General features: G+C 63.7%; 22 protein-coding genes. 5 read left to right on the forward strand and 17 right to left on the reverse strand.

From position 1 onward, the window contains the following. Positions 1-387: 387 nt before the first annotated feature. The 3 genes from CXQ80_RS09195 to CXQ80_RS09205 form a co-directional block, all read right to left on the reverse strand. Positions 388-2,709 (reverse strand): TonB-dependent receptor, encoded by a 2,322-nt coding sequence (locus CXQ80_RS09195; RefSeq protein ID WP_101318647.1) that lies wholly within the window; start codon positions 2,707-2,709, stop codon positions 388-390. Positions 2,710-2,787: 78 nt separating this feature from the next. After that, positions 2,788-3,906 carry an aryl-sulfate sulfotransferase gene (locus CXQ80_RS09200; protein ID WP_101318649.1) on the reverse strand — a complete coding sequence of 373 codons (1,119 nt, stop codon included), beginning with the start codon at positions 3,904-3,906 and terminating at the stop codon, positions 2,788-2,790. A 61-nt stretch (positions 3,907-3,967) separates the two neighbouring features. Further along, positions 3,968-4,951, reverse strand: a complete 984-nt coding sequence (locus CXQ80_RS09205) for an aliphatic sulfonate ABC transporter substrate-binding protein (protein ID WP_101318651.1) — start codon at positions 4,949-4,951, stop codon at positions 3,968-3,970. 85 nt (positions 4,952-5,036) lie between these two features. Between CXQ80_RS09205 and CXQ80_RS09210 the strand changes: the two genes are divergently transcribed. After that, on the forward strand, positions 5,037-6,122 hold the full coding sequence (locus CXQ80_RS09210; protein WP_101318653.1) for a GlxA family transcriptional regulator: 1,086 nt from the start codon (positions 5,037-5,039) through the stop codon (positions 6,120-6,122). Between the two features lie 7 nt (positions 6,123-6,129). Here CXQ80_RS09210 and CXQ80_RS09215 read toward each other — a convergent pair whose 3' ends face one another. The 5 genes from CXQ80_RS09215 to CXQ80_RS09235 form a co-directional block, all read right to left on the reverse strand. After that, on the reverse strand, positions 6,130-7,092 hold the full coding sequence (locus CXQ80_RS09215; RefSeq protein WP_101318655.1) for an endonuclease: 963 nt from the start codon (positions 7,090-7,092) through the stop codon (positions 6,130-6,132). A gap of 142 nt (positions 7,093-7,234) precedes the next feature. After that, positions 7,235-8,968: an FAD-dependent oxidoreductase gene (locus CXQ80_RS09220; RefSeq protein ID WP_256585723.1), complete on the reverse strand. Its 1,734-nt coding sequence runs from the start codon at positions 8,966-8,968 to the stop codon at positions 7,235-7,237. Between the two features lie 72 nt (positions 8,969-9,040). Beyond that, complete coding sequence (locus CXQ80_RS09225) at positions 9,041-9,361, reverse strand: NIPSNAP family protein (RefSeq protein WP_101318657.1); 321 nt, start codon at positions 9,359-9,361, stop codon at positions 9,041-9,043. Next, positions 9,351-11,093 (reverse strand): FAD-dependent oxidoreductase, encoded by a 1,743-nt coding sequence (locus CXQ80_RS09230; protein WP_101318659.1) that lies wholly within the window; start codon positions 11,091-11,093, stop codon positions 9,351-9,353. Before CXQ80_RS09230 ends, CXQ80_RS09225 begins: the two co-directional genes overlap by 11 nt. A gap of 26 nt (positions 11,094-11,119) precedes the next feature. Beyond that, positions 11,120-11,935 (reverse strand): shikimate dehydrogenase, encoded by an 816-nt coding sequence (locus tag CXQ80_RS09235; protein ID WP_101318661.1) that lies wholly within the window; start codon positions 11,933-11,935, stop codon positions 11,120-11,122. A 144-nt stretch (positions 11,936-12,079) separates the two neighbouring features. Between CXQ80_RS09235 and CXQ80_RS09240 the strand changes: the two genes are divergently transcribed. After that, on the forward strand, positions 12,080-12,853 hold the full coding sequence (locus CXQ80_RS09240) for an IclR family transcriptional regulator C-terminal domain-containing protein (protein WP_101318663.1): 774 nt from the start codon (positions 12,080-12,082) through the stop codon (positions 12,851-12,853). Positions 12,854-12,903: 50 nt separating this feature from the next. Here the strand turns inward: CXQ80_RS09240 and CXQ80_RS09245 are convergent, their stop codons facing one another. The 5 genes from CXQ80_RS09245 to CXQ80_RS09265 form a co-directional block, all read right to left on the reverse strand. Then, positions 12,904-13,596: a type 1 glutamine amidotransferase domain-containing protein gene (locus CXQ80_RS09245; RefSeq protein ID WP_101318665.1), complete on the reverse strand. Its 693-nt coding sequence runs from the start codon at positions 13,594-13,596 to the stop codon at positions 12,904-12,906. Between the two features lie 121 nt (positions 13,597-13,717). Continuing rightward, a complete protein-coding gene (locus tag CXQ80_RS09250) occupies positions 13,718-16,282 on the reverse strand; it encodes an EAL domain-containing protein (protein ID WP_101318667.1) in 2,565 nt (854 codons plus the stop codon). Between the two features lie 111 nt (positions 16,283-16,393). Beyond that, positions 16,394-17,164 (reverse strand): SDR family NAD(P)-dependent oxidoreductase, encoded by a 771-nt coding sequence (locus CXQ80_RS09255; protein WP_101318669.1) that lies wholly within the window; start codon positions 17,162-17,164, stop codon positions 16,394-16,396. A gap of 69 nt (positions 17,165-17,233) precedes the next feature. Further along, a complete protein-coding gene (locus tag CXQ80_RS09260; protein ID WP_101318671.1) occupies positions 17,234-17,413 on the reverse strand; it encodes a CsbD family protein in 180 nt (59 codons plus the stop codon). Between the two features lie 133 nt (positions 17,414-17,546). Then, complete coding sequence (locus CXQ80_RS09265) at positions 17,547-18,536, reverse strand: hypothetical protein (protein WP_101322992.1); 990 nt, start codon at positions 18,534-18,536, stop codon at positions 17,547-17,549. Between the two features lie 231 nt (positions 18,537-18,767). Here CXQ80_RS09265 and CXQ80_RS09270 point away from each other — a divergent pair, with 231 nt between their 5' ends. The 3 genes from CXQ80_RS09270 to CXQ80_RS09275 are packed head-to-tail and all read left to right on the forward strand — an operon-like array spanning position 18,768 to position 20,775. Beyond that, complete coding sequence (locus CXQ80_RS09270; protein WP_101318674.1) at positions 18,768-20,249, forward strand: helix-turn-helix transcriptional regulator; 1,482 nt, start codon at positions 18,768-18,770, stop codon at positions 20,247-20,249. 59 nt (positions 20,250-20,308) lie between these two features. Continuing rightward, the gene (locus CXQ80_RS24800) at positions 20,309-20,458 is read left to right on the forward strand and encodes a hypothetical protein (RefSeq protein ID WP_178080759.1); all 150 of its coding nucleotides are present in this window, start codon (positions 20,309-20,311) and stop codon (positions 20,456-20,458) included. Beyond that, positions 20,458-20,775: a hypothetical protein gene (locus tag CXQ80_RS09275; protein WP_101318676.1), complete on the forward strand. Its 318-nt coding sequence runs from the start codon at positions 20,458-20,460 to the stop codon at positions 20,773-20,775. The genes CXQ80_RS24800 and CXQ80_RS09275 overlap by 1 nt, the downstream gene beginning before the upstream one ends. A gap of 52 nt (positions 20,776-20,827) precedes the next feature. Here CXQ80_RS09275 and CXQ80_RS09280 read toward each other — a convergent pair whose 3' ends face one another. The 4 genes from CXQ80_RS09280 to CXQ80_RS09295 all read right to left on the reverse strand — a co-directional run bounded on the left by CXQ80_RS09280 (position 20,828) and on the right by CXQ80_RS09295 (position 25,222). Next, positions 20,828-22,144, reverse strand: coding sequence for a cytochrome c (locus tag CXQ80_RS09280; protein ID WP_101318678.1), 1,317 nt, complete (start codon positions 22,142-22,144; stop codon positions 20,828-20,830). 11 nt (positions 22,145-22,155) lie between these two features. After that, positions 22,156-23,925, reverse strand: coding sequence for a GMC family oxidoreductase (locus CXQ80_RS09285; RefSeq protein ID WP_101318680.1), 1,770 nt, complete (start codon positions 23,923-23,925; stop codon positions 22,156-22,158). A gap of 36 nt (positions 23,926-23,961) precedes the next feature. Further along, the gene (locus tag CXQ80_RS09290) at positions 23,962-24,681 is read right to left on the reverse strand and encodes a gluconate 2-dehydrogenase subunit 3 family protein (protein ID WP_101318682.1); all 720 of its coding nucleotides are present in this window, start codon (positions 24,679-24,681) and stop codon (positions 23,962-23,964) included. 385 nt (positions 24,682-25,066) lie between these two features. After that, positions 25,067-25,222, reverse strand: coding sequence for a DUF2986 domain-containing protein (locus CXQ80_RS09295; protein WP_101318684.1), 156 nt, complete (start codon positions 25,220-25,222; stop codon positions 25,067-25,069). Positions 25,223-25,226: the final 4 nt, after the last annotated feature.

Below are 25,226 nucleotides of genomic sequence, written 5' to 3' on the forward strand. Positions count from 1 at the left end.
TGCCTCCGATGGCAATACCAAACTATTAGTCATATTGGGGGTACTAAGCAAGCAGACTAATACTAGGCCGACCGGTGGCAGCCGCGCTGACGCGCACGTGTAGGAGCGGCCTTGTGTCGCGAAAGGCTCGCGCAGCGGGCCCATGATTTGTGCAGCACCGTAGAATGTCGGGCCCGCTGGCGAGCCTTTCGCGACACTAGGCCGCTCCTACAGGGACCGCTACGCATCAAGATAGGCGCTGTTGGCGTCGTACCCGGTGGGTATGGTCTATTGTGATGCGATGCATCACACCAGCGTGAAATGCTCGATCACCATCGAGGTCGAGTCGACTGTGGGCAAAGGCACCACCTTCAACGTGCGTATCCCGCTGCAGGTGGCGACGGTTGCTCAGAAGTCGTAGCGGCCAGTGACGCCAAGTGTGCGGGGTGTTCCCAACACCCCGGTGTAGGCACCGTTCGGTGAGTTCCACAAGGTGCTGTAGTAGGTCTTGTTGCCGGCATTGCGCAGCCACAGTGACAGGTCCCACTGGCCGTCGCCGAGGTCGCCGCGCACGCCCGCCGAAAGATTGACCACCGCATAACTGGGCAACTGCGCAAAGCGCGAGTCATCCACCGTGCCGACCGCGTGCGAGCGGAATGCATAGCTGGCATTGACGTAAGGCCGCAACATCCCGGCCTGCCATTCATAGGCGCCGTTGGCATTGAAGATCCACTTCGAGGCGCCGACCACCGCGTGCCCGCTCAGATCACAGGAGGCCGGTGCGCCCGGTTGCAAGGCGACCTCAGCCGGGCAGGGCGCGTCGACGTAGTCGCGATAGCGCACGTCGTTCCACGAGCCGTTGAGGTTCAAGGTCAGACCGCGGGTCGGCAGCAACGTCGACTCAAGCTCCAGCCCGCGGCTGCGCACCGCTCCGGCGTTGGTCAGGTAGCTGGTGAGGTTGGCACCATCGTAGGCGTTGGTCTGGTAGCCATGCACCTCAGTCCAGAACAGGTTGGCATTGAGCAGCAGGCGCTGATCGAACAGGCTGCTCTTGAGACCAAGCTCGGCATCGTTGGCGCGTTCGCTGCCAATCAACAGCGAGTCGGCGCCGGCCACCGGCGCGCTGGCGACGCTGAGGTTGACCCCGCCGGACTTCTCGCCGTGGGACAACGACGCGTATCCCATCACCTGATCATTGAAGTGGTAGGCGAGGCTGACCAGCGCCGAGGGGCTGAAACTGTACAGGCCAAGGTCGCCCGAGTCGTAAGCACCCAGCCGCGCCGCGCGCACGTTGGCAGCAGCACCCGTCACCGATGCGCCGCCGCTGGGCGCAAAACGGCTGACCCGCGCCTGCTTGACCTCATAAGTGCCGCGCAGACCGGCGCTCAGGTCCAGGCGCGGCGTCAGGTGCCAGGTGCCCTGGGCGAACAAGGCAAAGCTGTCGGTATCGATGCGTCCCTTACCCAGGCTGGAGACATCGTTCAAGGCGCCTTGAGGCGTGCCGTTCCAGGTGTCGGCGAGCGGGCCGTAGTCGGTGAACACTTCATTGCGCATTTCCTGGCGCATGTAGTAAGCCCCGGCTACATAGTCGAACAACTCCCCGCGCGGCGAGGCCAGGCGCAGCTCCTGCGAATACTGGCGGTCGCGCGCCGACTGGCCGACATTGCGCATCACCGGTACGTTCAGCTCGTCATCGTTGCGCGGGGTGAAATCCCACCAGCGCCAGGCGGTGATCGAGGTCAGGGTGTAATCACCCGGCAGGGTCCAGTTGGCTTCCAGCGAGCTGCCGCCCTGAAATACGCGCACGTTCTGTTCGGCATCCAGATTGACCCGACGGCCCTCGGCCAACGTTGCGCCCACGGCTGCTGCGCGCTGCTGATAGCGGTTGACGCCGTTGATGGTCGGCCCGGTGCTGAACAACGAGCGCGTGCCTGCGCTGGAGTCTTCTTCGTTGTAGTCGGCGATCCAGCGCAGGTTGAAGCTGTCGTTGGGTTCTAACAGCAATTGCCCACGGAGGCCCTGGCGGGTGCCGCCACCCAGGGTTTCACCATTGAACTGGTTATCGACGTAGCCATTTTCTTCGCTGCGGTAGGCCGAAAGGCGCCCTGCCAAGGTGCTGCTCAATGGCCCGCCGAGGCTGGCGTGTGTCTGCTGATAGCCGCCTTCGCCGATCGATGTGGCGACGCTGCCCTCGGGGCTGAAGGTCGGCCGCCGAGTGCTGATATTGAGCACTCCGGCGGTGGTGTTCTTGCCAAACAAAGTGCCTTGCGGGCCGCGCAGCAGCTCCAGCTGCTCGATGTCGAGCAGGTCGAACACGGCCATGCCTGGTCGGCCGAGATAAACGTTGTCGAGGTAGATGCCGGCGCTGCCCTCGAGGCCGTCGCTCGCCGGATTGTTGCCCAGGCCGCGAATCGACAGGCTCGACTGACGGGCATGCATGAACGCGACGTTGACGCTGGGCATGGCTTGTTGCAGGTCTTGCAGCCGGTACAACCGTTGGTTCTGCAGGGTCTGCGCTGACAACACCGACATCGCTGAGGGCACGCTTTGCGCATCTTCCTCGCGGCGCCGGGCATTGACGGTAACGGTTTGCAGGCTCGTGTCGTCGGCGTGCGCCGAGGCTGCGAGCGGCTCTGCGGCATGGCTTGGGCTGCACGCCAGCGCGAACAGGCCGGGGATAACCCGGGGCCAGAGGCACGCGCGGCGCTGATGAGAAAAACGCAGGTTCATCGGTAACTCCAGTGATGAGGCACCTCTCGCTGCGCGTGGTTTGCGTAAGCGTGATCGCAAGGGTTGGGGGGTATTGGCTCAGTCGCACAGCCAGGGAATATCAGCGGCCTGATAGCGATGGGCGCGGAAGATCGCGTTGTTTTCACCGGGCAGGTACGCACGCGAGGCTGCGTCCGGGTACGCGGCAAAGTGCGGATTGATGTATTCCCATACCACTTCGCCGGCGCGGGTTACCTCGAACAGCCGGCCGAAGTTGGCTTCGGTGATCAAGGTGTTGCCGTTATGCAGGCGTTGGGCACCGCCCATGAACGGGGTGAAGAAGGCATAGCCTGGGCTGTCGGCGTATTGCCATTCAATGCGCTGGGTATGCGGGTCGACTTCGATGACCCGCGAATGCGGCATCGACACGTGTGGCCGCGAGATGCCGTTGTCGAAGATCAGGATGCGCCCGTCCTCAAGTTCACTTGGGCAGTGCTGCTGGGCTACCAGATCGTGACCCAGGCGCCAGAGCACGCGGTCGCTGGCCTTGTCCACGGCAATCACCGCCGACACGCTGCGCAGGCTGAGAATGACCTTGCCGTCGCGGCCCGGAGTAACTGCGTTGGTCATCGGCCAGTGATAGCGCTCAAAGCAGGCGTGCAGCGGGTAGTCTTCCGGCGCCAGGTGCTCCCAACTGCGCCATTGCCAGACCAGCGTGCCGCTGCGGTCGACCTCCTTGACCACATCGCCATAGATCACCCCGCCTGCGGCCTCGCTGCCGGGGATACCGCCTTGGATGCGCTGCGCAAACGCTGCCGGCAGTGGCTCGACGGTGGTGTAGAGCAGGTTGCCGTTGGCCAGCCATTGGGCATCGTGGTGGTGCGCCAGGTCGGTGTACTCCCAGACCACCTCGCCGTCCGGCGTAACCTCGCTGAAGGCACCGCCATGCCAGACCGACCAGCCGCCGAACAGCTCTGCCGAGTCTGGGTGGTTGCCGTTGTAGCCCAGGTTGCCATTGGTCAGGATCACCGCATCGCGGCCGGGCCGCTGCGGCAGTTTCCAGTGGTGTACCTGCTCACCGCGCAGGTTGATCAGGTACACGTTGCCGTCGGCGGTCTGCGGCGCAAACAGGGTGTAGCCGCCAGCCGAACGTTCGGCGTCGATGCCGATCAGGCCGGTGGCATGGCGACGCAAGGTAGTGCGGTCGAGTGCGGGCATGGCTTTTCTCCAGATGAGCGCGGCCCTGCCGACGAGTGCGGCATGCTGCGCGGGGTTCAGGTCAGGGGCGGTGGGGCAACAGCGGGTTGTAGCGGTCGTCGAAGGCCTCGGCGACCTTGATCGGGCGGGGCAGCAAGCGCGCCTCGGTGAAGCGGTCAGCCAGACGTTGCTGCAGGTCGGTCACCCGTGGGTCCAGCGCCACGTAGTGCAGCTGCTGGCTGGCGAGCATCTCCTGCAGCAAGGGCAACGGCAGGCGGGTGACTGTGGCTAGTTGCGCGGCCCAGGCGTCGGGATGCGCGGTGGCCCAGTCCTGCGCGCGCGCCAGGCGCTGGATGAAGTCGCCAAGCAGCTCGGCCTTGACCGGGTCTTGCAGCGCCGCGAGGCTGGCGACGGTGAAGTTGAGGCCGGTTTCTGGCCATTGGCTGCCGTCGAGCAGCTTGCGCGCACCGCGTGAGGTGGCCTGGCCGACAAATGGATACCACACCGCCCAGGCATCCAGCTTGCCGCTGGCGAAGGCGTTTTGCGCATCGACCGGGCTGGCGTAGATCAGCTCGACGTCGCTGCTGCGCAACCCGGCCTGGGCAAGCGCTGCCAGCAGCAGATAGTGACCGCTGGTGCCCTTGGCCACGGCAATCCGTTTGCCCTTGAGCTCGGCTACCTGGCTAATCGACGAGTTGCCCTGAACCAGCAGGGCGTTGTTGTTCTGCGCGCCTTCGGCAGCGGCTACCACCCGCACATCGAAGCCGCCGGCCTGGGCGAAGACGGGCGGAGCATTGCCGACTACGCCGACATCGACTGCCGCAGCGTTCAGGGCTTCCAGCAATGCAGTGCCGGCCGCAAAAGGATGCCAGTCGAGGCGATAAGGCAGCCCTTGATCCTCACCCGCAGCCGCCAGCAGAGCCTGGGTCAAGCCGCTCTGGTCACCCACCTCCAGTTCGGCCACCGACGCTGCCTGAGCGGGCAGGGCGGCGAACAGCAGGCTGGTCAACAACAGCTGTGCCAAGGGACGCGCAAGGTACTTGGCAGGCAACGATTTTGTCGGCATCGTCTGGGCTCTTGAATTGGAAAGTGCCCTCAGTATGTCCACGCGGCCTCGTCCCCACCATGTCAAACACCCCTCGTTTTCTGCCATGACGGCGCCGCGAACGGTACTGGTGCTGGCCTTCCCCGGCGCACTGCTGCTCAACGCCGCCGGGCCGTTGGAGGTGTTCGCCGCCGCGCCACGGGTACTTGCTGGCGAGTTGGCAAGTAACCCGCCGTATCGGGTGGTGTTGGCCTCGCCCGCAGGGGGCGAGGTCGAGACGATCTCCGGTATTGGGGTCATGACCCGCTCTTTGCAGGAGGTCGAGGCCGAGGCAGTGCTGGACACGCTGATCGTGATTGGCGGGCCGGGGGTGGCCGCGCTGGAGCGTGACGCCGAGGTGATTGCGTGGTTGCAACGGCGTGCGCCGAGTGCGCGGCGCGTCTGCTCGATTGGCAGCGGCGCGTTTGCCTTGGCCGCTGCCGGCCTGCTCGACGGGCGGCGGGTGGTCACCCACTGGCAGTTTGCCGAGCGCCTGCAGCGCAGTTACCCGGCATTGACCGTCGAGCACGACGGGCTTTACCTGCACGACGGCGCGCTGTGGACCTGTGGTGGCGCCAGTGCCGGGATCGATCTAGGGCTGGCGTTGGTCGAGGAGGACCTCGGCCCCCATGCTGCGCTGGCCCTGGCCCGCTACTTCACGCTGTTTCTGCGCCGCTCGGCCGAGCAGGCCCAGCTCAGCGCACCGCTCAAGGCGCAGAGCGATGCCCTGCGTAGCGACCGTGATCAGCGCCTGGTGCGCCTGCATGGCTGGATTGCCGAGAACCTCGACAGTGATCTGCGCGTCGAGCGCCTGGCCGAGAAGTTCGGTATGAGCCCGCGCCATTTTGCCCGCGCCTACACCGCAGCCACCGGCGGCACCCCGGCACAGACGGTCGAGACCTTGCGCCTCGAGGCTGCCTGCCGCTTGCTCGAGACCAGCCAGGAGCCGATCAAGCGGATTGCCGAAACCAGCGGCTTCGGCAATGAAGAGCGCATGCGCCGTAGCTTCCAGCGCCAGCTCGGCGTGAGCCCGTTGGCCTATCGCTCACACTCGCGGCTCACCTCAGCGACGCAGGACGCGCCAGCGGCAGGGCAGACCGGGTATCGCCATGACCCCCGGCTGGAGATTGCCATGGAGCACCTGGCGCAGTAGCCAGCGGCTATTTGCAGTTGCCTGCCTTGCGGTACCCGGCAGCCTGCGCCTGGGCTTCGGAGTCGAACGTCACCTGGTTCTTGCTGGCGACCTGGCTGTAGCTCGGGCAGCCGCTGGGCAGGTGATAGACGTGGCTGTTGCGGTTACCGATGATTGTGCCGGTGTTGGCACTGGCCAGTGACGGTTGTGGAGCAGGGCGCGCTGCTTTCGTCGGAACACTGCTGACCACGCCATCGGCCACCGGCTTGTAGCCCGGCGTCCAGCTGCGGGCGCCGGTCACGAACGGGTTGGAATGGCCCATGACGGCGCTGATGCGCCGGTCGCGTTCCTTCTCCCAGGCCGTCACCGGGTGCTGTTTGTCCCAGGCCATCAGCAGCTGTTGCTGTTGCCGCGACATGTTCAGGTTGTAGCGATCGAACATGTAGAAGGTGGTGCGTGCCACCAGGCCTTTGACCTCGTCACGCGGCTCGGCGGCGCGCTGGTTGAAGTCGACGCGGGTCTGGCACTGGCCATATTGCGGGCCGACGCTTGCGGCCATGCCGTAATTGAAGTTGCTGCGGTCGCCATTCACTTCACCCACGGCCGGGTAGAGGTTGAACAGGTCGGCTTCCATCGCCTTGAACACCGGATCGTCGTTGGCGCAGTTTTCGCGGCCGCCGTTCTTCCAGCACTGGCGCTGGTGGCCGAAGGTCCAGGCCGGGACAATGTGCTCCCATTCGGTACGCTCGGCGCGGCTTTGTTGCTTGCGGGTCTGGTAGCCGCACGACGCCGGGTCGATGCGGCCGCCGGACTTGCCGACCCAGGTCCATTTGCAGCCACAGTACAGCTCGCCCATGGCGCTGCTGGCCTGGTCCAGATAGATCTTCTGTTTGGCGACGACTTTGGCTTCGGTGAAGGTGGCAGGTGGTGTGGCGAAGGCGGGGTAAATGACCGCGAGGCTCAGCCCGAGGACATACAGCAGTTTTTTCATGGTCAGGCTTATCAGTCAGGCTTATCAGATTGGGGCGCGCATTATACGCACGAAACCTGTCTATCTTGCCTACATCAGGGCAGGCTTATGCCTACAGCCAAACACCCTTTGGCCATGCAGGGGTGCTGGCTTGCAGCCATGTTTATCCAAGGTTCTGGCCCGCCAGCATCCGCGCTGCCAGGTAGCCAAAGGTCATACCGGGGCCGAGGGTGATGCCGCCGCTGGGGTAATAGCCGCGCATGATGCTGTTCATGTCATTGCCCACCGCGAACAGCCCAGGGATCGGCGTTTGCTGTTGGTCGAGCACGCGGGCCTGGGCATCGGTGACCAGCCCGGTGAATGTGCCAAGGCTGCCCGGCACCAGCTTGACCGCGTAGAACGGGCCCTGCCGGACACTGCCCAATGACGGGTTGGGGCCGTGCAAGGGTTCACCCTGGGCTCGGTTGTAGGCTGATTCGCCACGTTGAAACAGCGGGTCGCGGCCCTGTTCTGCATGCTGGTTGAAGCGGGCCACGGTCGCTTGCAATTGCTCGCCATCGATCCCGCACTGGCCGGCCAGTGCCGCCAATGTGGGCGCCTTGTGCAGGTAGCCTTGGCGCACGTAGGGGGTGGTCGGAAACGGCCATGGCTTTGACCAGCCGAGGCCATAGCGGCGCTGCGCGCGGTGGTCGCAGATCAGCCAGGCCACCGGACTTTCATTCGACGCGGTGGCGGCAAACAGCGCGCACATGAAATCGTGGTAGGAGTCGGCCTCATTGACGAAGCGTTGGCCATTTTGCCGCACCGCGATAAAGCCCGGCTTGGCCCGTTCCATAAGGTGGGCGAAGCCGCTGAAGCCGCCATCGGCACGCGGCACCCGCGACACCGGTGCCCAGGCAGCGCCATGGGCCATGTCGGCGCTCACCTGCGCACCGACGCCTTCACCCAGGCGCAGGCCATCACCGCTGTTGCCCTTTGGCGCGGCGCTCAAGTGCTCGCTGCCGTCGGCACAGTGAGCGAGCAACTGGGCGCTGCGGTGGCGATCGTGGGGGAAGCCGCCGCATGCCAGCACTACTCCGCGCCTGGCGTGTACCTGGACACGTCGCCCGCCTTGCTCAACCGTCGCTCCGAGCACGCGCTGGCCGTCGCTGAGCAATGCGCGGACAGGGGTTTCGGCAAGTAGCTGCACATCGCGTTGGAGGGCGCTCTTCAGCAGGCGTGCGACCAGCGCATTGCCGTTGACCAGGTGCATGCCGCGGCCATGCCAAAGCATGTCTCGGGCATGGCGCAATACGCGCATGCCGGCGTAGCGCAGTGAGCGCCAGCGGTGTCTGGCATTGAGCAGATGATTCAGGTCAGCGCCGCCGGCAATGCCCATGCCGGCCGGACTGATCAGGTCGAGTGGGCGCCGCAGCTTGTTGATCCACGGCCCCAGCTCGCGGCCGTCATAGGGCTCGGCGCAGACCGAGCGGCCGCCTTTGGCATGGCCCGCGCTGGCGTGAAAATCAGGCATCGTGCTGCCGCAGAAAAATTTCACTTCGGTGTGCTGCTGGAAGAAACCGACCATCTCCGGGCCGTGGCGCAAGTACGCCTCCAGGCGCGTATCGAGCTGATCACAATGCAATTCGTTGCACAGGTAGAGCCGCGCCTGCTCGATATCGGCGGCCCCGCCATCAGCGCCCGCCAACGGATTGCCAGGGACCCACAACCAGCCCCCGGACCAGGCGCTGGTGCCGCCGAAAACCGGCGCCTTCTCGACCACGATGACCTCCAGCCCGAGCTCGGCAGCGGTGACGGCTGCAGCCAGGCCCGCGGCGCCGGAGCCGACCACCAGCACATCGCATTGCAGGGTTTGACTGGCCGACAGGGCAGCAGTGTTCGACGGCAAAGCGCTCAAGGCAGCCTCCGTTGTAATGGCTTGAACAAGCGGCTGCGCCCGAGCGGGCGCGAGCCTTAGGGACCTGCGCGGTTATTGCAGCGGCGAGAAATCGGTCGGGCGCAGCAGGCGCGACTCCAGCGTGACTACCGCATCGAGCGCTTTGTTCTGGCGGGCGAACTCCAGCCAGCGCGGGTCGGCCGCCATTGCTGCGCGGCGGGCGGTGCGCTCATCCAGGCTGGTGTAGGCCCACAGGTGTACCACCTGGTTGACCTCGCCAATTTCGGTGGTGAAAAAGCCGACCAGATGGCCCAGGTGCTCTTGCTGTACTTCCAGCGCAGCGCTTTTGTACAACGCCAGCCAGTCAGCCAGCTTGGTCGGTTTCAGGGTGTAGGTGCGTAGTTCATAGAACATGCTGCTCTCCAGAGGGCTGTGTTGAGTGGGTTGAGGTGGTTGCGGTGGCGCCATTCAGGCGCCCGGCGATGTCTTTGGCAGCCAGATAGGCAAAGGTCAGGGCAGGGCCGAGGGTGATGCCCGGCCCTGGATAGGTGCCGGCCATGATCGAGTTCATTTCGTTGCCGGCGGCATACAGCCCGGCGATCGGTTCGCCCTGTGCGTTGAGCACATTGGCCTGGCCGTTGGTGATCAGCCCGCGTGCCGAACCGAGGTCGCCGGTGTGCAGGCGAATGGCGTAGTAGGGCGGCTTGTTCAGCGGCCTCAGGCAGGGGTTGGGCGTGTGCAACGGATCGCCCATATAGCGGTTGTAGGCATTGCTGCCCTTGCCGAACTGGCGGTCGACGCCTGCCGCTGCGTCGTTGTTGAAGCGCTGTACGGTCTGCGCCAATTTGCTGGGGTCGATCGCCAGCCGCGCGGCCAACTCGGCCAGGCTATCGGCCCGCAGCAAGTAGCCGGCTGCGATCAATGCGCTGTTGTCGACCGGCCGCGGTCGCGCCAGGCCCAGGCCGTAGGTGTTCAGCGCCTCGCCGTCACAGACCAGCCAGCAGGGCGCGTTGGCTCCGCCGTTGGCAAACATCGCCTCGACAAAACTGTGATAGGAGTTGGCTTCGTTGACGAAGCGCTGGCCGTCCTGATTGACCGCAATCACCCCCGGCTTGGCGCGGTCGGTGACCAGGTGGGGAAAGCGCTCCTCGCTGCCGTCGGCCTTGCGCAGGCGCGAGACCGGCGCCCAGAAGAAGTTGGCTGCCAGTTGCTCGCCCAGCGCTGCCTGCACCGATGCCGCCAGGCGCTGGCCATCGCCGACATTGGCTGGCGGCGACATGCTCAAGTGCGGCGCAGCACTGGCCGGGCGCCACTGCCCGGCGTGTTCGCCAGCAGCAAAGCCGCCCATGGCCAGCAGCACCCCGCCCCTGGCGCGCACGGCGTGTTCCTCGCCGCGCCAGTGGATGCGCACGCCGCTGACCACACCGTCCTCGACGATCAACGCCTGCGCCGAAGCCTCGAGCCAGAGCTCGACACAATTGGCAAATGCCGTGGTGGCCAGCCGCGCGATCAGCGCATTACCGACCGTCAGGCGGGTGCCGCGCGGGTGACTGAGACGATCCAGGCCATAACGCGCAAGCAGTTTCAGGCAATGGCCGAGCGAACGCAGCGAGCGCTTGCAGCTGAGAAAATGCTGGATGTCGACCCGATTGACCATCATCCCGCCAAACAGCAGCATGCCATCCGGTGGTTGTTTCAGGTGCCTGAACTGCGCGCCCAGGCGGCGCCCGTCGTACTCGTCGATCTCCAGCGCGCGCCCGCTCTGGGTCGCGCCGGGCAGGTACGGGTAATAATCCGGCGACAACGGCCGCAGGCTGTATTTGAGTTCGCTGTTCTGTTGCAGAAAACGCAGCGCCTCACGGCCATGTTCGATAAAGGCGTCGACCAGTTCGGGCTGATAGTTGGCGCCGATGACCTGCTGCAGATACAGGCGCATTTGCTCGGCCGGCAACTGCAGCCCGGCGGCGCGCGCCTGGTCGGTGTCATGCAGCCAGACCGCACCGCCGGAAATCGCCGATGTACCGCCAAAACGGTCGGCTTTTTCCACCAGCAGCACGTTCAAGCCAAGGCTGCTGGCACTTACCGCAGCGGCGAAACCGGCAGCGCCGCTGCCGAGCACGATCAGGTCATAATTTTTGTTGTTCATGTCTGTCACCTGATTGACCCTGCGGGTCAGATATCCAGCGGAGTCACGCCCATGAAATGGCCGAGATTGCCCAACTGCGCCAGGGCCATCTCCGGGCCGGTCTGGATGGCGCAGCCCATGCCCCGGGCAAACGACAGGAACGGCGTGAGCGCCGGCGCCGTGACTACGTCGGCGACCAGGGTGCTGTCGCGCAGGGTCTGCATCAGCGCGACCGGCAGTGGCATCGGCCCGTCGCCAGTAGCGCCCATGCCCACCGGCGAGGCGTTGACCACCAGATCGAATTCGGCCAGCGAGGCGGGGCTGGCGCTGATGGCGATATGCGGGAAGGAGGTGCGCAGCAGCTCAGCCAGCGTTTCGACACGCCGGCCGTCGAGGTCGCTGATGGCCAACCGGATCAGTCCGGCCTGGCACAGCGAATAGGCGATGGCGCTGCCAACGCCACCAGTGCCGATCACCAGTGCGTTTTTATCGCGCGGATCGAAGCCCTGCTTGCGCGCGGCATTGAGAAAGCCCTCGCCATCGACGATGTCGCCGAGTAAACGGCCATCGGCTTCACGGCGAATCACATTGACCGTGCCCAGCGCCTGGGAGCGTTCGCTGAGGCCGTCCAGGCGGCTGGCCAGCTGCTGCTTGTAGGGCACGGTGACCACGCATCCGCGCAGGTTGTGCCAGCCGCGCAGCATCGTCACAAAGCCATCAAGGGCCGTGTGCTGCAGGTCGATGGCGAGCATGGCGGTGTCCTGACCTTGCTCGGCGAACCAGCGATTGAAGTTTTCCGGTGACTTCACCTGGGCAATAGGTGAGCCGACGATGGCGACCAGTTGGGTCGATCCCTTGATCATATGCAGCACTCGCTGGTTGGCTTTGTTGTGAGCCGATAGTGCGAGCTGCGGTTTGCAGCAACAATCAAGGTGAACGCCAGATCGGTTGATAATCGCGCTGTCGATGCGATAATCGCACTCATCCTTTTAATGAGTGCAGGCGCCATGAAGCAGCCCACTATCCACTCGCGCGATCTGATCGTCGGGCTGCAAAAAGGCCTGGCACTGATGCAGTTGTTTTCCCAGGACCACCCGCGCCTGAGCGTGCCCGAGGCGGCGCGGCTCGCCGACATGACCCATAGCGCCGCCCGGCGCTTCCTGCTGACCCTGGTGCATGACGACTATGCGCAAACTGATGGCCGCTATTACTGGCTGACTGCCAAAGCCCTGCGCATCGGCCAGGCTTACGTCGATTCGGCGGTTTTGCCGCGCATGCTGCGGCCGATCGTCGAGCAGGTCGCGCGAACCACTCAGGAGCATGTTTCGGTCGGGGTGCGTGATGGCGACGACATCGTGCATATCGTACGCAGCCGCTACAGCCACATCGCGTCGCTGTCGATCCGTCCCGGCTCGCGGGTGCCGATGTACTGCACCGGCAGCGGTCGGCTATGGCTGGCGAGCCTCGATGAAGAAGCGCTGGCGGGCTATTTTGCGCGTAACCCGCTGCGGGCGATTACCCCGTATACCTTGATCGACGAGACAGAGGTGCGCGCCCAGATCAACCTGGCCCGCGAGCGCGGGTATGTGTTGCTGGATCAGGAATACGAGGTGGGGATGCGTGTGCTGAGCGTGCCGCTGATCGATCGGGAAGGGCGGTTGCAGGCGGTCCTGACCATCACCACCCATGCCTCGCGAATGACCACCGAGCAGATGCGCGAACGCTATTTGTCGGCGTTGTACGAGGGCCAGGCGTTGTTGCGGCCGATCATGACCTTGTAGCTGAGGGTAGTTCGCCGCCAGCGCCTGAGCGATAGCGGCGAACGTTTGGCTCAGTCAGCCTGTTCCTGGCGCAGTCGCGCCAGCAGCGCCTCTGCCGTCGCTTCCGACGATGCCGGGTTCTGGCCAGTGATCAGGTTGCCGTCCTCGACCACGTAACTGGCCCAGTCAGCGGCTTTGGAGTAGTTGCCGCCTTTGCCCTTGAGCATGTCTTCGACCAGAAACGGCACCACCTTGGTCAGGCCGACGGCTTCTTCCTCGGAGTTGGTGAAGCCGGTTACGCGCTTGCCCTGGACGACCGGGCTGCCATCAGCTGCGTTGACGTTTTTCAGCACGCCTGGGGCATGGCACACGGCGGCTACCGGTTTGTTCGAGGCGTAGAAGGCCTCGATCAGGGTTTTCGAGTCGAGGTCTTCGGCCAGGTCCCACAGTGGGCCGTGGCCGCCTGGGTAGAACACTGCATCGAAGTCGTACGGGTCGATCTCGCCCAGCGGCAGGGTGTCGGCGAGTAGCGCTTGCGCTTTGCTGTCAGCGGCGAAGCGGCGGGTGGCTTCGGTTTGTGCGTCGGCTTCATCGCTTTTCGGGTCCAGTGGCGGCTGGCCGCCTTTGGGCGAGGCGAGGGTGACCTCGGCCTGGGCGTCGATGAAGGTGTAATAAGGGGCGGCGAACTCTTCCAGCCAGAAGCCGGTTTTCTTGCCGGTGTCGCCGAGTTGGTCGTGGGATGTCAGGACCATCAGAATCTTCATGTGAGGCTGTCCTCCAGAGCTGGATGTGTAGGTGCGTTTATTTCAGAGGCTTGGCTGGCGCAGACGTTCAACGATTCCGGCCATGAGCCCAGAAACAGCTGGGAGGCGCTGCGAGCCAACCTCAAGCATCCACCCCACCGGCAATCGCAGACAAAGCCCTGAACGCATCACTGCCCAACGGCCGACTCAAGTAATACCCTTGACCTTCATCACACGCCACCGCCTGCAGCAGTTTCAGGTGATCCGTAGTTTCCACGCCTTCAGCGGTAACCGTGAGAGACAACGCCCGGCCCAAGCCAACGATGGCCTGAATGATCGCCTGATCACTTTCGTTGTTGTCGCTCTGGTCCAACCGACTAAGAAAGCTTCGGTCGATCTTCAAGCCATCGAACGGAAACGCGCGCAGGTAGCTCAACGACGAATAACCCGTTCCAAAATCATCAAGGGCGATGCGCACGCCCAAGCGTTTAAGCGTGCGCATGATCTCTAGCGCACCCGCAGCATCGTCGAGCATGACCCCTTCGGTGATTTCCAGCTCAAGCCGAGCAGGGGCGATGTTGCTGGCGCTCAGCACATGCTGGATCCGCTCGATCAGGTTGCCGCGTTTGAATTCGGATGGCGACAGGTTTACCGATACAAACAGCTGCGCGGGCCAGTTGGCGGCATTGCGGCAAGCCTGTTCGAGCACCCAGTTGCTCAACGCCAGGATCAACCCGGACTCTTCGGCAATCGGCACGAACACATCCGGTGCGATCTGTCCGCGCAGCGGATGCTGCCAGCGCACCAGGGCTTCGGCGCCGACCATCTGGCCGTCGGCGATGCGGTAGCGGGGCTGGAAGTGCAGCTCCAGCTCGCCGTTCTTGATCGCCTGGCGCAGGTCGCTTTCCAGGCGTCTGCGCTCGATGATCCGCGCGTTCATGTCGCCGGCATAGAAGCGCCAGGTGTTGCGCCCGCCGCTCTTGGCTTCATACAGGGCGATGTCGGCATAGCGCAGCAGTGCGGTCGCCTCGCAGGCATCGTGCGGGGCCATGGCAATGCCGATGCTAGCACTGATGAACACCTCCTGGTCTTCGATCGCGATCGGCATTTCGATGGAGGCGATCAGCCGTCGGCACAGGGTTTCGACCTCTTCCTGAGAACTGACATCGGTCACGATCAGGACGAATTCGTCGCCGCCCACCCGCGCTACCAGGTCGGCATGCCGTACGCAATCGGCCAGGCGGCTGGACACTTCATTGAGTACCCGATCACCGGCGGCATGGCCGAGCAGGTCGTTCACCGGTTTGAAGCGGTCCAGGTCCAGGCAGAGCATCACCAGCGGCTGCTCGACAGTGGGCTGGGCCTTCAGTTTGCCGTCGAGGAAGGCCTGCAGGCGGGTGCGGTTGGGCAGGCCAGTCAGGGCATCGTGCTGAGACAGGAACTCGATGCGCCGGCGCGCTTCGACTTCTTCGGTGACATCGGTAGCGGTGCCGCGCACGCCGCCGTCGGGCAAGGTGCGTGCTGACAGGCGGGTGATCCGTGCTTGCCCGCGGGCATCCAGGTAGCGGCATTGCACACTGATCTCGGGGCGGCGGTTGGGAATGCTCAGCCACTGCGATAGCAGACCCATTTCGGTGGTCAGCAGATCGTCGATGTGGGCGCCCAGCCAAGTGTCGCTGGACAGTCCAGTCACGCACTGAAAGCGCTCCGACAGGTAAGTGAAGCGCAGGGCCGCGTCGACCTCCCAGATCCAGTCGGAGCTGGCTTCGGCAACATCGCGAAAGCGCGCTTCGCTGGTGGCCAAGGCAGCCTGGCTGTGTTGCAACGAGGCAAAGCTGGCGTCCAGCGCCTGGGCGGCGGCGGTGGTGCGGCGCAGGATCACCCAGGTCATCAGCGCCACCAGCAAAGCGGCTAGGCCGATCAGCGGCAGGCCACCGGCCAACAGGCGCCAACCCGGCTGAGCTGGGGTCCATTGCAGGGTGCCGCCGTCATCGGCCAGCGTTACTACGCTATCAACGGAATGCTGACCATGGCTTGCTACACGCAGCTGAGCTACACCGAAGTCGGTGCCCAGGGCAGCCAGTTTTTTTGGGTCCAACACATCGACAAAGATCAGCACCGAGTGTGCTCGGTTGTCTGGCGTGACGGTGGGATCGGTGCCTGGGGTGATGGCCGCTGCGGCAATCACTGCGGGCGCACCGCCAATATTGATATAGCGGGTAACGGAGGTTTGCGCCTCGGCACCGGCCCGGGCCGCGTCGGCGATGCCGGCAATGGGCTGACGCAGCCAGTCGCTGGCCTCTTCACTGCGCTGTTTGCCATCGATTACCGAATACACGGTGCGGTTCTGGTCATCGACCACGAACAGCCCCTGAAAGCCGAAGTCGTCGTACAGCGTCGGGCCGATATTCTGATTGATGTAGGCCCAGTCGGTGTCGACCTCGGCGTGTAAATGGCGGTACGCATCGCCCCAGAAGGCATAATCCTGAACCGTTACGGCCAAGGATTTTTCCAGCGACTGCACCGCCTTGCGCACGTAGAAGGCATTATTTTCCTGCTCAGTGCGGTCGAGATCCTGCGCCAGATAGACCAGCGAAATGGCGGCGAGCAAGAACACGCCAGCGAGTAGCGCTACGAATTTGAAAAGTGGCGCACTGGCCAACCGTACGCTGGAAGGGCTGACAGCATTGGAAGACCTGTTGGACATGGATTGCGCTGCTCGAAAGGGCTCATGGAGGTTATCGGCTGCGTGAACTCGAGGATGAGGAATGGCGGGCAGTTCCCGATGAACTGTCTATCGGTTGGCGCCGTTCATGACTTACCAACTGATCGGCTTGCCATCCCAGGCCCAGAAACTACCGCTCTGCTCGGGCCCATGCTGGGATGCCAGCTCGAGGATGCACTTGGCGGCAAACGCAATGGTGAATAGCTGCTCGGCGGGTACATTGGCCTGAAACGGCCGGGACAGCTGTGTGTCAGTGGTGCCAGGGTGCACCAGCAATACGGTGGATGCGGGGTTGACTCGGCGCAGTTCGATGCTGGCGGTGCGCAGCAATTGATTAAGGGCGGCTTTGCTGGCGCGGTAGCTGTACCAGCCGCCAAGCTGGTTGTCGTCGATCGAACCGACCCGTGCCGACAGCGCAACGAAGGTTGTCGGTTGCCTGCGCAGCAGTGGCAGCAAGTGCTTGAGCAGCAGCACTGGAGCAAAGGCATTGGTCGCGAAGGTGGCTTGCAGGCCGCTGAGGTCGAGTTGCGCCAGGCTCTTTTCGGCGCGGGCGCCGTCCTGCTGAAGAATACCCAGAGTGCTGATCACCAGGTGCAAGTGTTGGCAGCTCGCGCCAACTTCGCGCGCCAACTGCGCCAGCGCTTGCTCATCGCGGGCATCGCAGTCAAACCGCAGCAGGCGTTGGCCATGCTCCTGGGCCAATGCTTCCAGCTCAGCGCTGGTACTGGCGTGCCGCGCTACTGCGTATACCCGCTCGACGTCAGGGTGGGCGAGCAGGCTTTGACACAGAGCCAGGCCAATGCCTTGGCTGGCGCCGCAGATCAGTGCATTGGCAGGGGCAGCGAGCGCGGGAATCAGTTTCATCGACTACCTCGGAAACGCAAAAAAACGGCCGTCCGAGGACGACCGTTCTGGGTTACGTTGGCGACACTATCAGTGTTTGTCCACTGTGTTCTTCACATCGCCTACCACTTGCTGAGCTTCACCTTTCTTCTCCTGAACCTTGCCTTTGACTTCCAGTTCAGTGTTGTCGGTGGCCTTGCCAACGGCTTGTTTTACTTTACCAACAGCTTCGTTGGCCATGCCTTTGATTTTGTCAGAAGTACCGCTCATGGACGTTCTCCTAGCTCAATAGTATGTGTGTGTCGTCGACATCTTTAATGACCGCTTGCCACTTTCAACAGTTGCACCTCCTGGCGAAAATAAATTCGGTTTCATTTTCTTCGCTTTCATTGCCATCAACTAATCAGCGCAGCGTTGCGATCTGGCGGTTACGGCTGCTCAGCGCAAAGCGACCGATAGCAAAGCTCAGTGCGCCGCTGATAAGCAGGGTGATCAAGGTGCCCCAGGCTGCTTTGGACAGGTTCTTGGCGGCTACGTCAGCTGCTTCGCGGGCTTGCTGCTCAGCCTGTTGCTTGAGGGCTTCGACTTTCTCTGCAGCCTGCTGGTAAGCACGGGCGTAGTTGTCGACGACCTGCTGGGCTTCTTCGCGGCTCTTGCCGGTCCGAGCAGCCACGATGTTGACCAGTGCATCCTTGTCAGCGGCGCTCAGCGCTGGGTCGCCAGCCTGCTTGATGCGGTCGAACCACTGCTGCAGTTGCTCCATGGCTTGAGTCGGGTCATTGGCGACGGTGGTCGCAGCCTGTTCGGTCTCGGCGCTCACCTGGGCAGCGCTTTGGTCAACATTATTCGGCGCCAGGCCTGCTTTGCCGGACTGTTGCAGGGTTTTGTCCAGCTCAGCCTTGAGGCTGTCCCAGTCCAGGCTGATACCGTTCTTGTCGAGCTGCTGCTTGATGCTCTGGCCAACCCCCGGCGCTGCTGCGGCTACGCCATCAGCGGCCAGCGACAAGCCTTTGCCCGCGATATTGCCGGCGGTGCCGACCACACCGGTGGCCAGCGAGGCCAGCAGCCAGGTGGTGAGCAGGGTGGTGATGGTCCAGCTCAACAGGCCATGCAGGCCACCGCGAGTGGGGGCAGTGCGGCCTGCCACCCACGCACCAGCAGCTACTGCAAGCAGGGTGCTGGCGAACAACCAGATACCGGCACCGGTGCCGAATCCGCGCAGCGGGTTGCCGGCTTCGAGCGGATCAACCGCGCCAGCACCGATCGCGGTACCGAGCACGCTCAACAGCAGATAAGTCACCAGGGCAATTGCACCACCGGCGAACACCGAGCTCCACGATACCCGCAATGGCTGGGCAGGCACTGCGGTAGTGGTTGCGTACGCGTCAGTCATGTCAGTCATCTATGCATCCTCAGCAAGGCAGATTCCAGTTCAGTCACCCGTGGGTGGACCGTGATTTGAGTTTGCCCAGGCGTCCAGGGCCTGTAATGACGCATCTGCACCCCCCGATCTGGTGCATTCGCACTAATCTGCACGGGCAGGCGATGCACTAAGCTGGGCGGGCACCTTTTGCCACGGCGTGCTTCTAACCCGGGTGCGCCTTGACCCACTGGAGATCGACCCATGAGCGACGCTGTGCTTGCCCGAGAAACCAACCGCCGCCAGTTGCAGCAGATCATCTCCGGGTTGTCCGATGGGGTGATCCTGGTCGAGGTCGATCAGACCATCCTCTGGGCCAACGAAGCTGCCCTGCAGATGCACGGTGTCAGCGAGATCAGCGAGCTGGGCGCCAACGCAGAGGAGTACCGCGAGCGGTTTGCCTTGCGCTATCGCAACAACCACCCGCTGGAGCCCGAGCAATACCCGATCAGCCGGGTCGCGGCCGGTGACGTGTTCAGTGATGTGCTGGTCGAGGTGCTGCGGATAGGCGATGAAGAAGAGCGCATGCGCGTGCAGCGCATCCGCAGCATGGTCCTGGAGGACAGCAAGGGCGCCCCGGAGTCACTGGTGCTGATCATCGCCGATGCCACCCAGTGGGCGAGTGCCGAGCAACGCTTTGAAAAGACCTTCAACGCCAACCCGGCACCGGCGGTGATCTGCCGCTTGAGCGACCTGCGTTTCATCAAGGTCAACCAGGGCTTTCTGGAGATGACCGGGCACACCCGGGAGAACGTCATCGGCCGCTCGGTGTACGAGGTCGATGTGCTGGAAAACGCCGAGCGCAAGGACCTTGCCATCGAACGCTTGACCAGCGGCGGTACCATCCCGCAGATGCAGGCCGAATTGCGCCTGCCTGAAGGCGGCAGCAAGCTGGTGATCGTTGCCGGCCAGCCACTGGACATGCATGAAGAAGACTGCATGCTGTTTTCCTTTACCGACCTTGAGCCACGGCGCAAGGCCGAAACCGCGTTGCGCCAGAGTGAAGAGCGCTTCGCCAAGGCGTTTCGCCTGAACCCGGTGCCGACCCTGGTGTGCAGTGCTGACCGCCAGCAGGTGGTGGACGCCAACGAGGCGTTCCTGGCGACCCTGGGCTACACCGCGCAGGAGCTGATCGGCCGTACCGTTGATGAGCTGGATGTGGTCGAAGGCCGCGAGGTGAGCACTCAGCTGTTCGACCTGCTGGAAAAGTCCGGACGCATCGAGGGCCTGGACTTGAAGTTGCGCAAGAAGGGCGGCGAGATCATCGACTGCGTGCTCGCCGCCGACACCGTCAGCCTGCAGGACTCGCCGTGCTACCTGCTGGTGGTGATGGACATCACCGAGCGCAAACGCTCCGAGCTTGAGCTGGTGGAAGCCATTGAGGCGGTGATGCACGATGCGTCCTGGTTCAGCCAGACCCTGATCGAAAAACTGGCCAACGCCAAGAACCTCAACACCCGCCAGTTCCCGCCGGCGTCAGTGACCGACCTGACCGCGCGCGAGCGCGAAGTGCTGGGCCTGATCTGCGAAGGCCTGGCCGACAAGGAAATCGCCGCGCGGCTCAAGCTGGCGCCCAACACCGTGCGTAACCACGTGGCGACGGTGTACTCCAAGCTCGATGTGCACAGCCGCAGCGAGGCCATTGTCTGGGCTCGCGACCGGCGCCTGTTCGTGCGCCAGGGTTGAACGTTGGCCGGCGCGCGGGTCTCTAACGGTACGCATTGATCACTGGAGAGGTACTGACGATGAACCCAGCAACGGAAGGTTTGGAAGAACAGGGGCCCAGCGGCGTGCCGTTCGTCAACGACCCGCAAAAGCCTGCCAACCATGGCCACACCGAGGTGGTTGAGGAAGAGGAAGATATCGATCCGGTCGAGCCAGAAGAGGCCGACTGATGGCCGCGCCAACCACACCTGATGGTCGTTATTTCGTCATCGATGGGGTGCTCTGGCGCTGCTCCAATCCCAGCCTGGCCGAGCCAGAGCGGCAACGCTTGGTGAATGAGCTGATGACTGCTCGACGGGCTGTGAAAGCGGCCAAGGGCCGTGTGGATGCAGAGGCGTTGCGCGAGGCTAGAGCAGGCGTGCAGGCGGCCAAGGTAGCCTTGGGCGAACGCGGCCCGGTGTGGTGGGACGACGGCAGTGCCGACTTCAATCGGCACAAGGTCCGGAATACACCCTATGCGCAGTGGTATGAGGGTTTGCAGACCTGAGCAAGCGGCTATCGCGGGCCAGGACGGCCCGCGACAATTGCGCTATGGCACCTCAGTGATGCTGGAGCGCGGCACGCACTTCACGGACCTGTGCCGCAGTCACCTTCGAGGCCTGGTTCGACCAGCCATGGCGCAGGAAGCTCGCCAGCGCGGCCACTTCAGCATCGTCCATGCGCTCGGCAAAGCCGGGCATCGGCAGCACCGAAGGGGCACGTTCGGTGGACGGCGTCATGGCACCCGCGAGGATTACCTGGATCAGCGCCGACGGGTTCTCGGCATTGACCACCGAAGCACCGTCAAGCCGCGGGAATACCTGCTCGGCGCCCTGGCCGGTGACAAAGTGACACGCGCCACAGTTGTCCAGGTACAGTCGCTGACCCAGATCCAGGTCCTTGGCCGCCGTCAGTTTGGCGATGGTGGCCTGGCTGCGCTGCGGGGCGTGCTGATACTCACCTTTACCGGTGGCCTCCAGCGATTTGAGGTAGGCGGCCATCGCCAGCAGGTCTTCGTCGCTCATGTGCGAGGTACTGTTGGCGACCACATCCTTCATCTCGCCCGCCACAGCGGCGATGCTGTTGCGCCCGGTGCCCAGGTAGTCAACGATCTGCTGCTCGCTCCAGTGCGGCATGCCGCGCAGCGCCGGTACCGCCCAGCCATTGAGCTCAGCGCCGCTGAGATAGCTGCCAGTGCGCTCGTCCAGTCCTTGCTCCTGCATGGTCAGCGCCCGTGGCGTGTGGCATGAGCCACAGTGGCCAAGGCCTTGAACCAGGTAGGCGCCGCGCTGTAGTTGGGCATCGTCGATGCTCACGGCGTCGGCCGCAGCAGCTTCGGGCGTAGGCGAGAACAGCGCGCGCCAGTACGCCAGCGGCCAACGGATCGACAGCGGCCAGGCAATGCCATTGGCTTTGTTGGCCTGTTCCACCGGCGCTACACCCTTCATGAAGTAGGCATACAGCGCCTGCAGGTCGGCATCGCTGACCTTGGCATAGGACGGGTAGGGCATCGCCGGATACAGCGCGCTGCCGTCATGGCCGATACCGCGGCGCATGGCCCGTTCGAACTCACCGTAGCTCCAGGCGCCGATACCGGTCTTGTGGTCGGGGGTGATGTTGGTGGAGTAGATGGTGCCGATTGGCGAGGCAATGCCCAGGCCCCCGGCGAACGCCTTGCCGCCATCGTGGCTGGTGTGGCAGGCCACGCAGTCGCCCACCCGGGCCAGGTAGGCGCCCTTGTCGATCAACTGTTCGGTGATCGGCTGTGGCATCTGCGCGCTGGCGTCGCCGGAGCGGTTCAGCCACAGGCTCACGGCCCAGGCCAGCAAAGCCAGCAGGGCCGCGAGCAGGAGCAGACGGATCAGGGTCGATTTCATCGAAGCGCTCCTCATGCCTGCACCAGCGGGCCAGGGTTTTTCAGGTACTGGTCCTTGATCGCCTGGGCGGCGAACAGGGTCAGCGCGCCGATCAGCGCGGTCGGGTTGGCCTGGAAGTTCTGCGGGAAGGCGTTGCCGCCGGGGACGAATACGTTGTGCACGTCCCAGCTCTGCAGGTAGCGGTTGAGCGCGCTGGTCTCGGGCGAGTCGCCCATGATCGCGCCGCCGACGTTGTGGGTGGAGACGTACTTGGTGATGTCCCAGTGCGAGTCCATGTCCAGGTAGCTTTCGCTGACGCTGTCGGGGTTGAGCTCCTTGGTGATGTCGCCAACGATGCCACGCAGGTGCTGCTGCAGTTTCAGCTCGTTGGGCTTCCAGTCGAAGGTGATCCGCAACAGCGGCTGGCCCCACGGGTCCTTGTAGGTCGGGTCGAGGTCCAGGTAGTGCTCGCGATAGGACATGCAGCCGGTAGAGATACTGACCTTCATCGAATGGCCGTACCAGTCCTGCATGCCTTCTTTCCAGCCCTGGCCCCACTCAGGGGTGCCGGCGGGCAGGGCGGTGCCGATCGGCGTGCCGGTGGCCTGCGAGCTGTGGATCTTGGCGCCGCCGATCACGCCCAGTGCCGGGCCGTCGAAGTTGCCTGGCGAGATGTCGTTGAACATCTGCCCGGTGGCGCCGGCAGTGGCGAACGGGTTGAAGGTCTTGTCCTTGAAGAACAGGGTGCTGCCGCCAACGCTGAGGAAGGCATAGTTGCGGCCGATGGTGCCCTTGCCGGTCAGCGGGCTGTACGGCTGGCCGATGCCCGACAGCAGCATCAGGCGCACGTTGACGAACTGGAAGCCCGCCAGCACGACGATCTTGGCCGGCTGGAACACTTCGTTGCCCTGGCCATCGGCATAGGTAACGCCCTTGGCAGTCTTGCCGTCGGCGTGCAGCTCAACCCGCAGGACGTTGGCGTTGGTGCGGTAATCGAAGTTGTCCATGCGCTTGAGAGCGTCCATCACCGCGGTTTGCGGCGAGGCCTTGGAGTAGTTCAGGCACGGGTACTTGCTGCAATAACCGCAGTAGTTGCACGGCGCGATCTGGTTGCCGTAGGGGTTTTTCCAGGCGCGCGAAACGTTGGCCGAAGGGTTGGGGAACGGGTGATAACCCAGCTTGCGCGCGGCTTCGGCGAACATCGTGTTGTTCAGCGTGTCTTCCAGCGCCGGCAGCGGGAAGGGGCTCGAGCGTGGCCCTTCGAACGGGTCGCCGCCTTCGACGATGCGCCCCTGCAGGTTGCCGGTATTGCCCGACAGGCCGCAGATCTTGTCGAATTTATCCAGGTACGGCTCGATTTCTTCCCAAGTGAACGGGTAGTCCTGGATCTGCATACCTTCACCCAGCACGCCGGGTTTGTAGGCCTGGTCGGCGTAGGTCTTGAGCTTGATGTCGGTCGGCGTTGGCCGGATCAGCACGCCGGTCCAGTGCAGGCCCGAGCCGCCGACGCCGGTGCCGGGCACGAATGCGCCCCACTGGCGAGTCGGCAGAGCGGTGCTCTGCATGTTGTGGCGCACGGTGAGGGCGCCGTCCTTGGGCGTGACCATGATCTTGTTGCGCACGCCGTAAGCGTACTGGTCGGCGGGCTTGGGGTAGGTGAAGTCGGCATTGCTGCGGTCTTCGCCACGTTCCAGGGCGCGCACCTTGAGGCCGGCCTGGGCGAGCTCGATGCTCATCAGCGAGCCGGCCCAACCGAGGCCGACCACGACTACATCGACTTCGTCATTGGTAATGTTTGGCATAGGTAACCTTGAATGCTCTGTCGCTTGGCGAAGGGTTCAACCGCGCTGGCCGGTCAGGCTGACCGGGCCGAGCGGGTAGGGGACGTTGTGCTGGGCTACCCATTCCAGGTAGCTGGCACGCGCGCCGGGGAAGCCGATCGCAATCCACGCCTTCATGCCTTTGTTGCCGCCGTAGATCGGGTCGGCAAGCCAGCCCTGGCGGGTGATGTTGAGCAGTTCGCTGAACAGCAGCTTGGCCTTGAGCACAGGCTCGCCGTGGGCGGCAAAGTCGACCTGGCCGTTCTGCATCTGCTTGAGCACCTGCTCGCGATCGCTCAGGGACAGCAGGGCGAAGTGCTGGCCGTATTTGGCCTGGCACCAGCCTTCGAGCGCGGCGATGCCCTGGCGGTAGATCTGCTGCGGAGTGAACGGCAGCTGGTAGCCGAGGGTGGCCGGCGCGTTGACGTCGAACGGGCCCTCAAGGTACACCTCGCTACCCAGGTCGCCGGCCAGTTGCTGGTCGATGAAGATCGGCACGTTGGTCTCCAGCGCACCGGGGCCGCGGCCATCAGCAGGGATCAAGCGGTCGCAGGCAGCCAGGATGAAGGTCCATTCGGCTGCAGTGAAAAAGATCGGCGTGTAGCTGTCCAGGCTCGGCGCGGCGAGCTCGGCGGCGGCAGCGGCGCTCAGGCCGTTGAGGGCGATGCCCATGGCGGGCAAGGCGATCAGCGAGGACAGCAGAAACTTTCTTCGCGATGTTTGCGTGGCAATCAGCATGCGGGTTCACCTATGACTATTCACGAGGAACCCGAGATGTATCCGGTAATCCGTTACCTGTAGGAGCCGCGATAGTCTCAGATGAGATAGCGCTATCTTCCAGTGTGCCTGGTCAGGCGCTACAGCAAAAACGGCTCTACGAAGTGTGGGGAGACTGAATTGGGCGCTGCTCTTGTATGAAGCCTGGCAGTCGCGTGGCTTGAATGAACGACCCTCTCGAGGGCGTCATTAGGCCTGATTTGGACATCACGGGTAGCGAGAAGCATAGCAAGCTACCGAGTCTGTTACAAAACATTTCTCGACGGATGTCAATGTCGTTATCGTCGCAGGCCTTCAATGCACCAGCTGAGTGATGCATGCCGGTCGCGAGAGCTGTCTGCCCGCTTTATTCAGGGCTGGATACGGCGGCCTCAGCTGCTTCGGCAGCGGCTTTCAGACGGTCAGCCTTGCAGATGTACTTGGGTTTTTTCGGGGCGAGTTTGGCGTTGGCTTTTTGCGCCTTGGCCTTGAACAGCTGTTGCAGTTTTTTCTGGCGGTTCATGTGC

Source organism: Pseudomonas sp. 02C 26 (genome assembly GCF_002843585.1).
GTDB lineage: Bacteria > Pseudomonadota > Gammaproteobacteria > Pseudomonadales > Pseudomonadaceae > Aquipseudomonas > Aquipseudomonas shirazensis.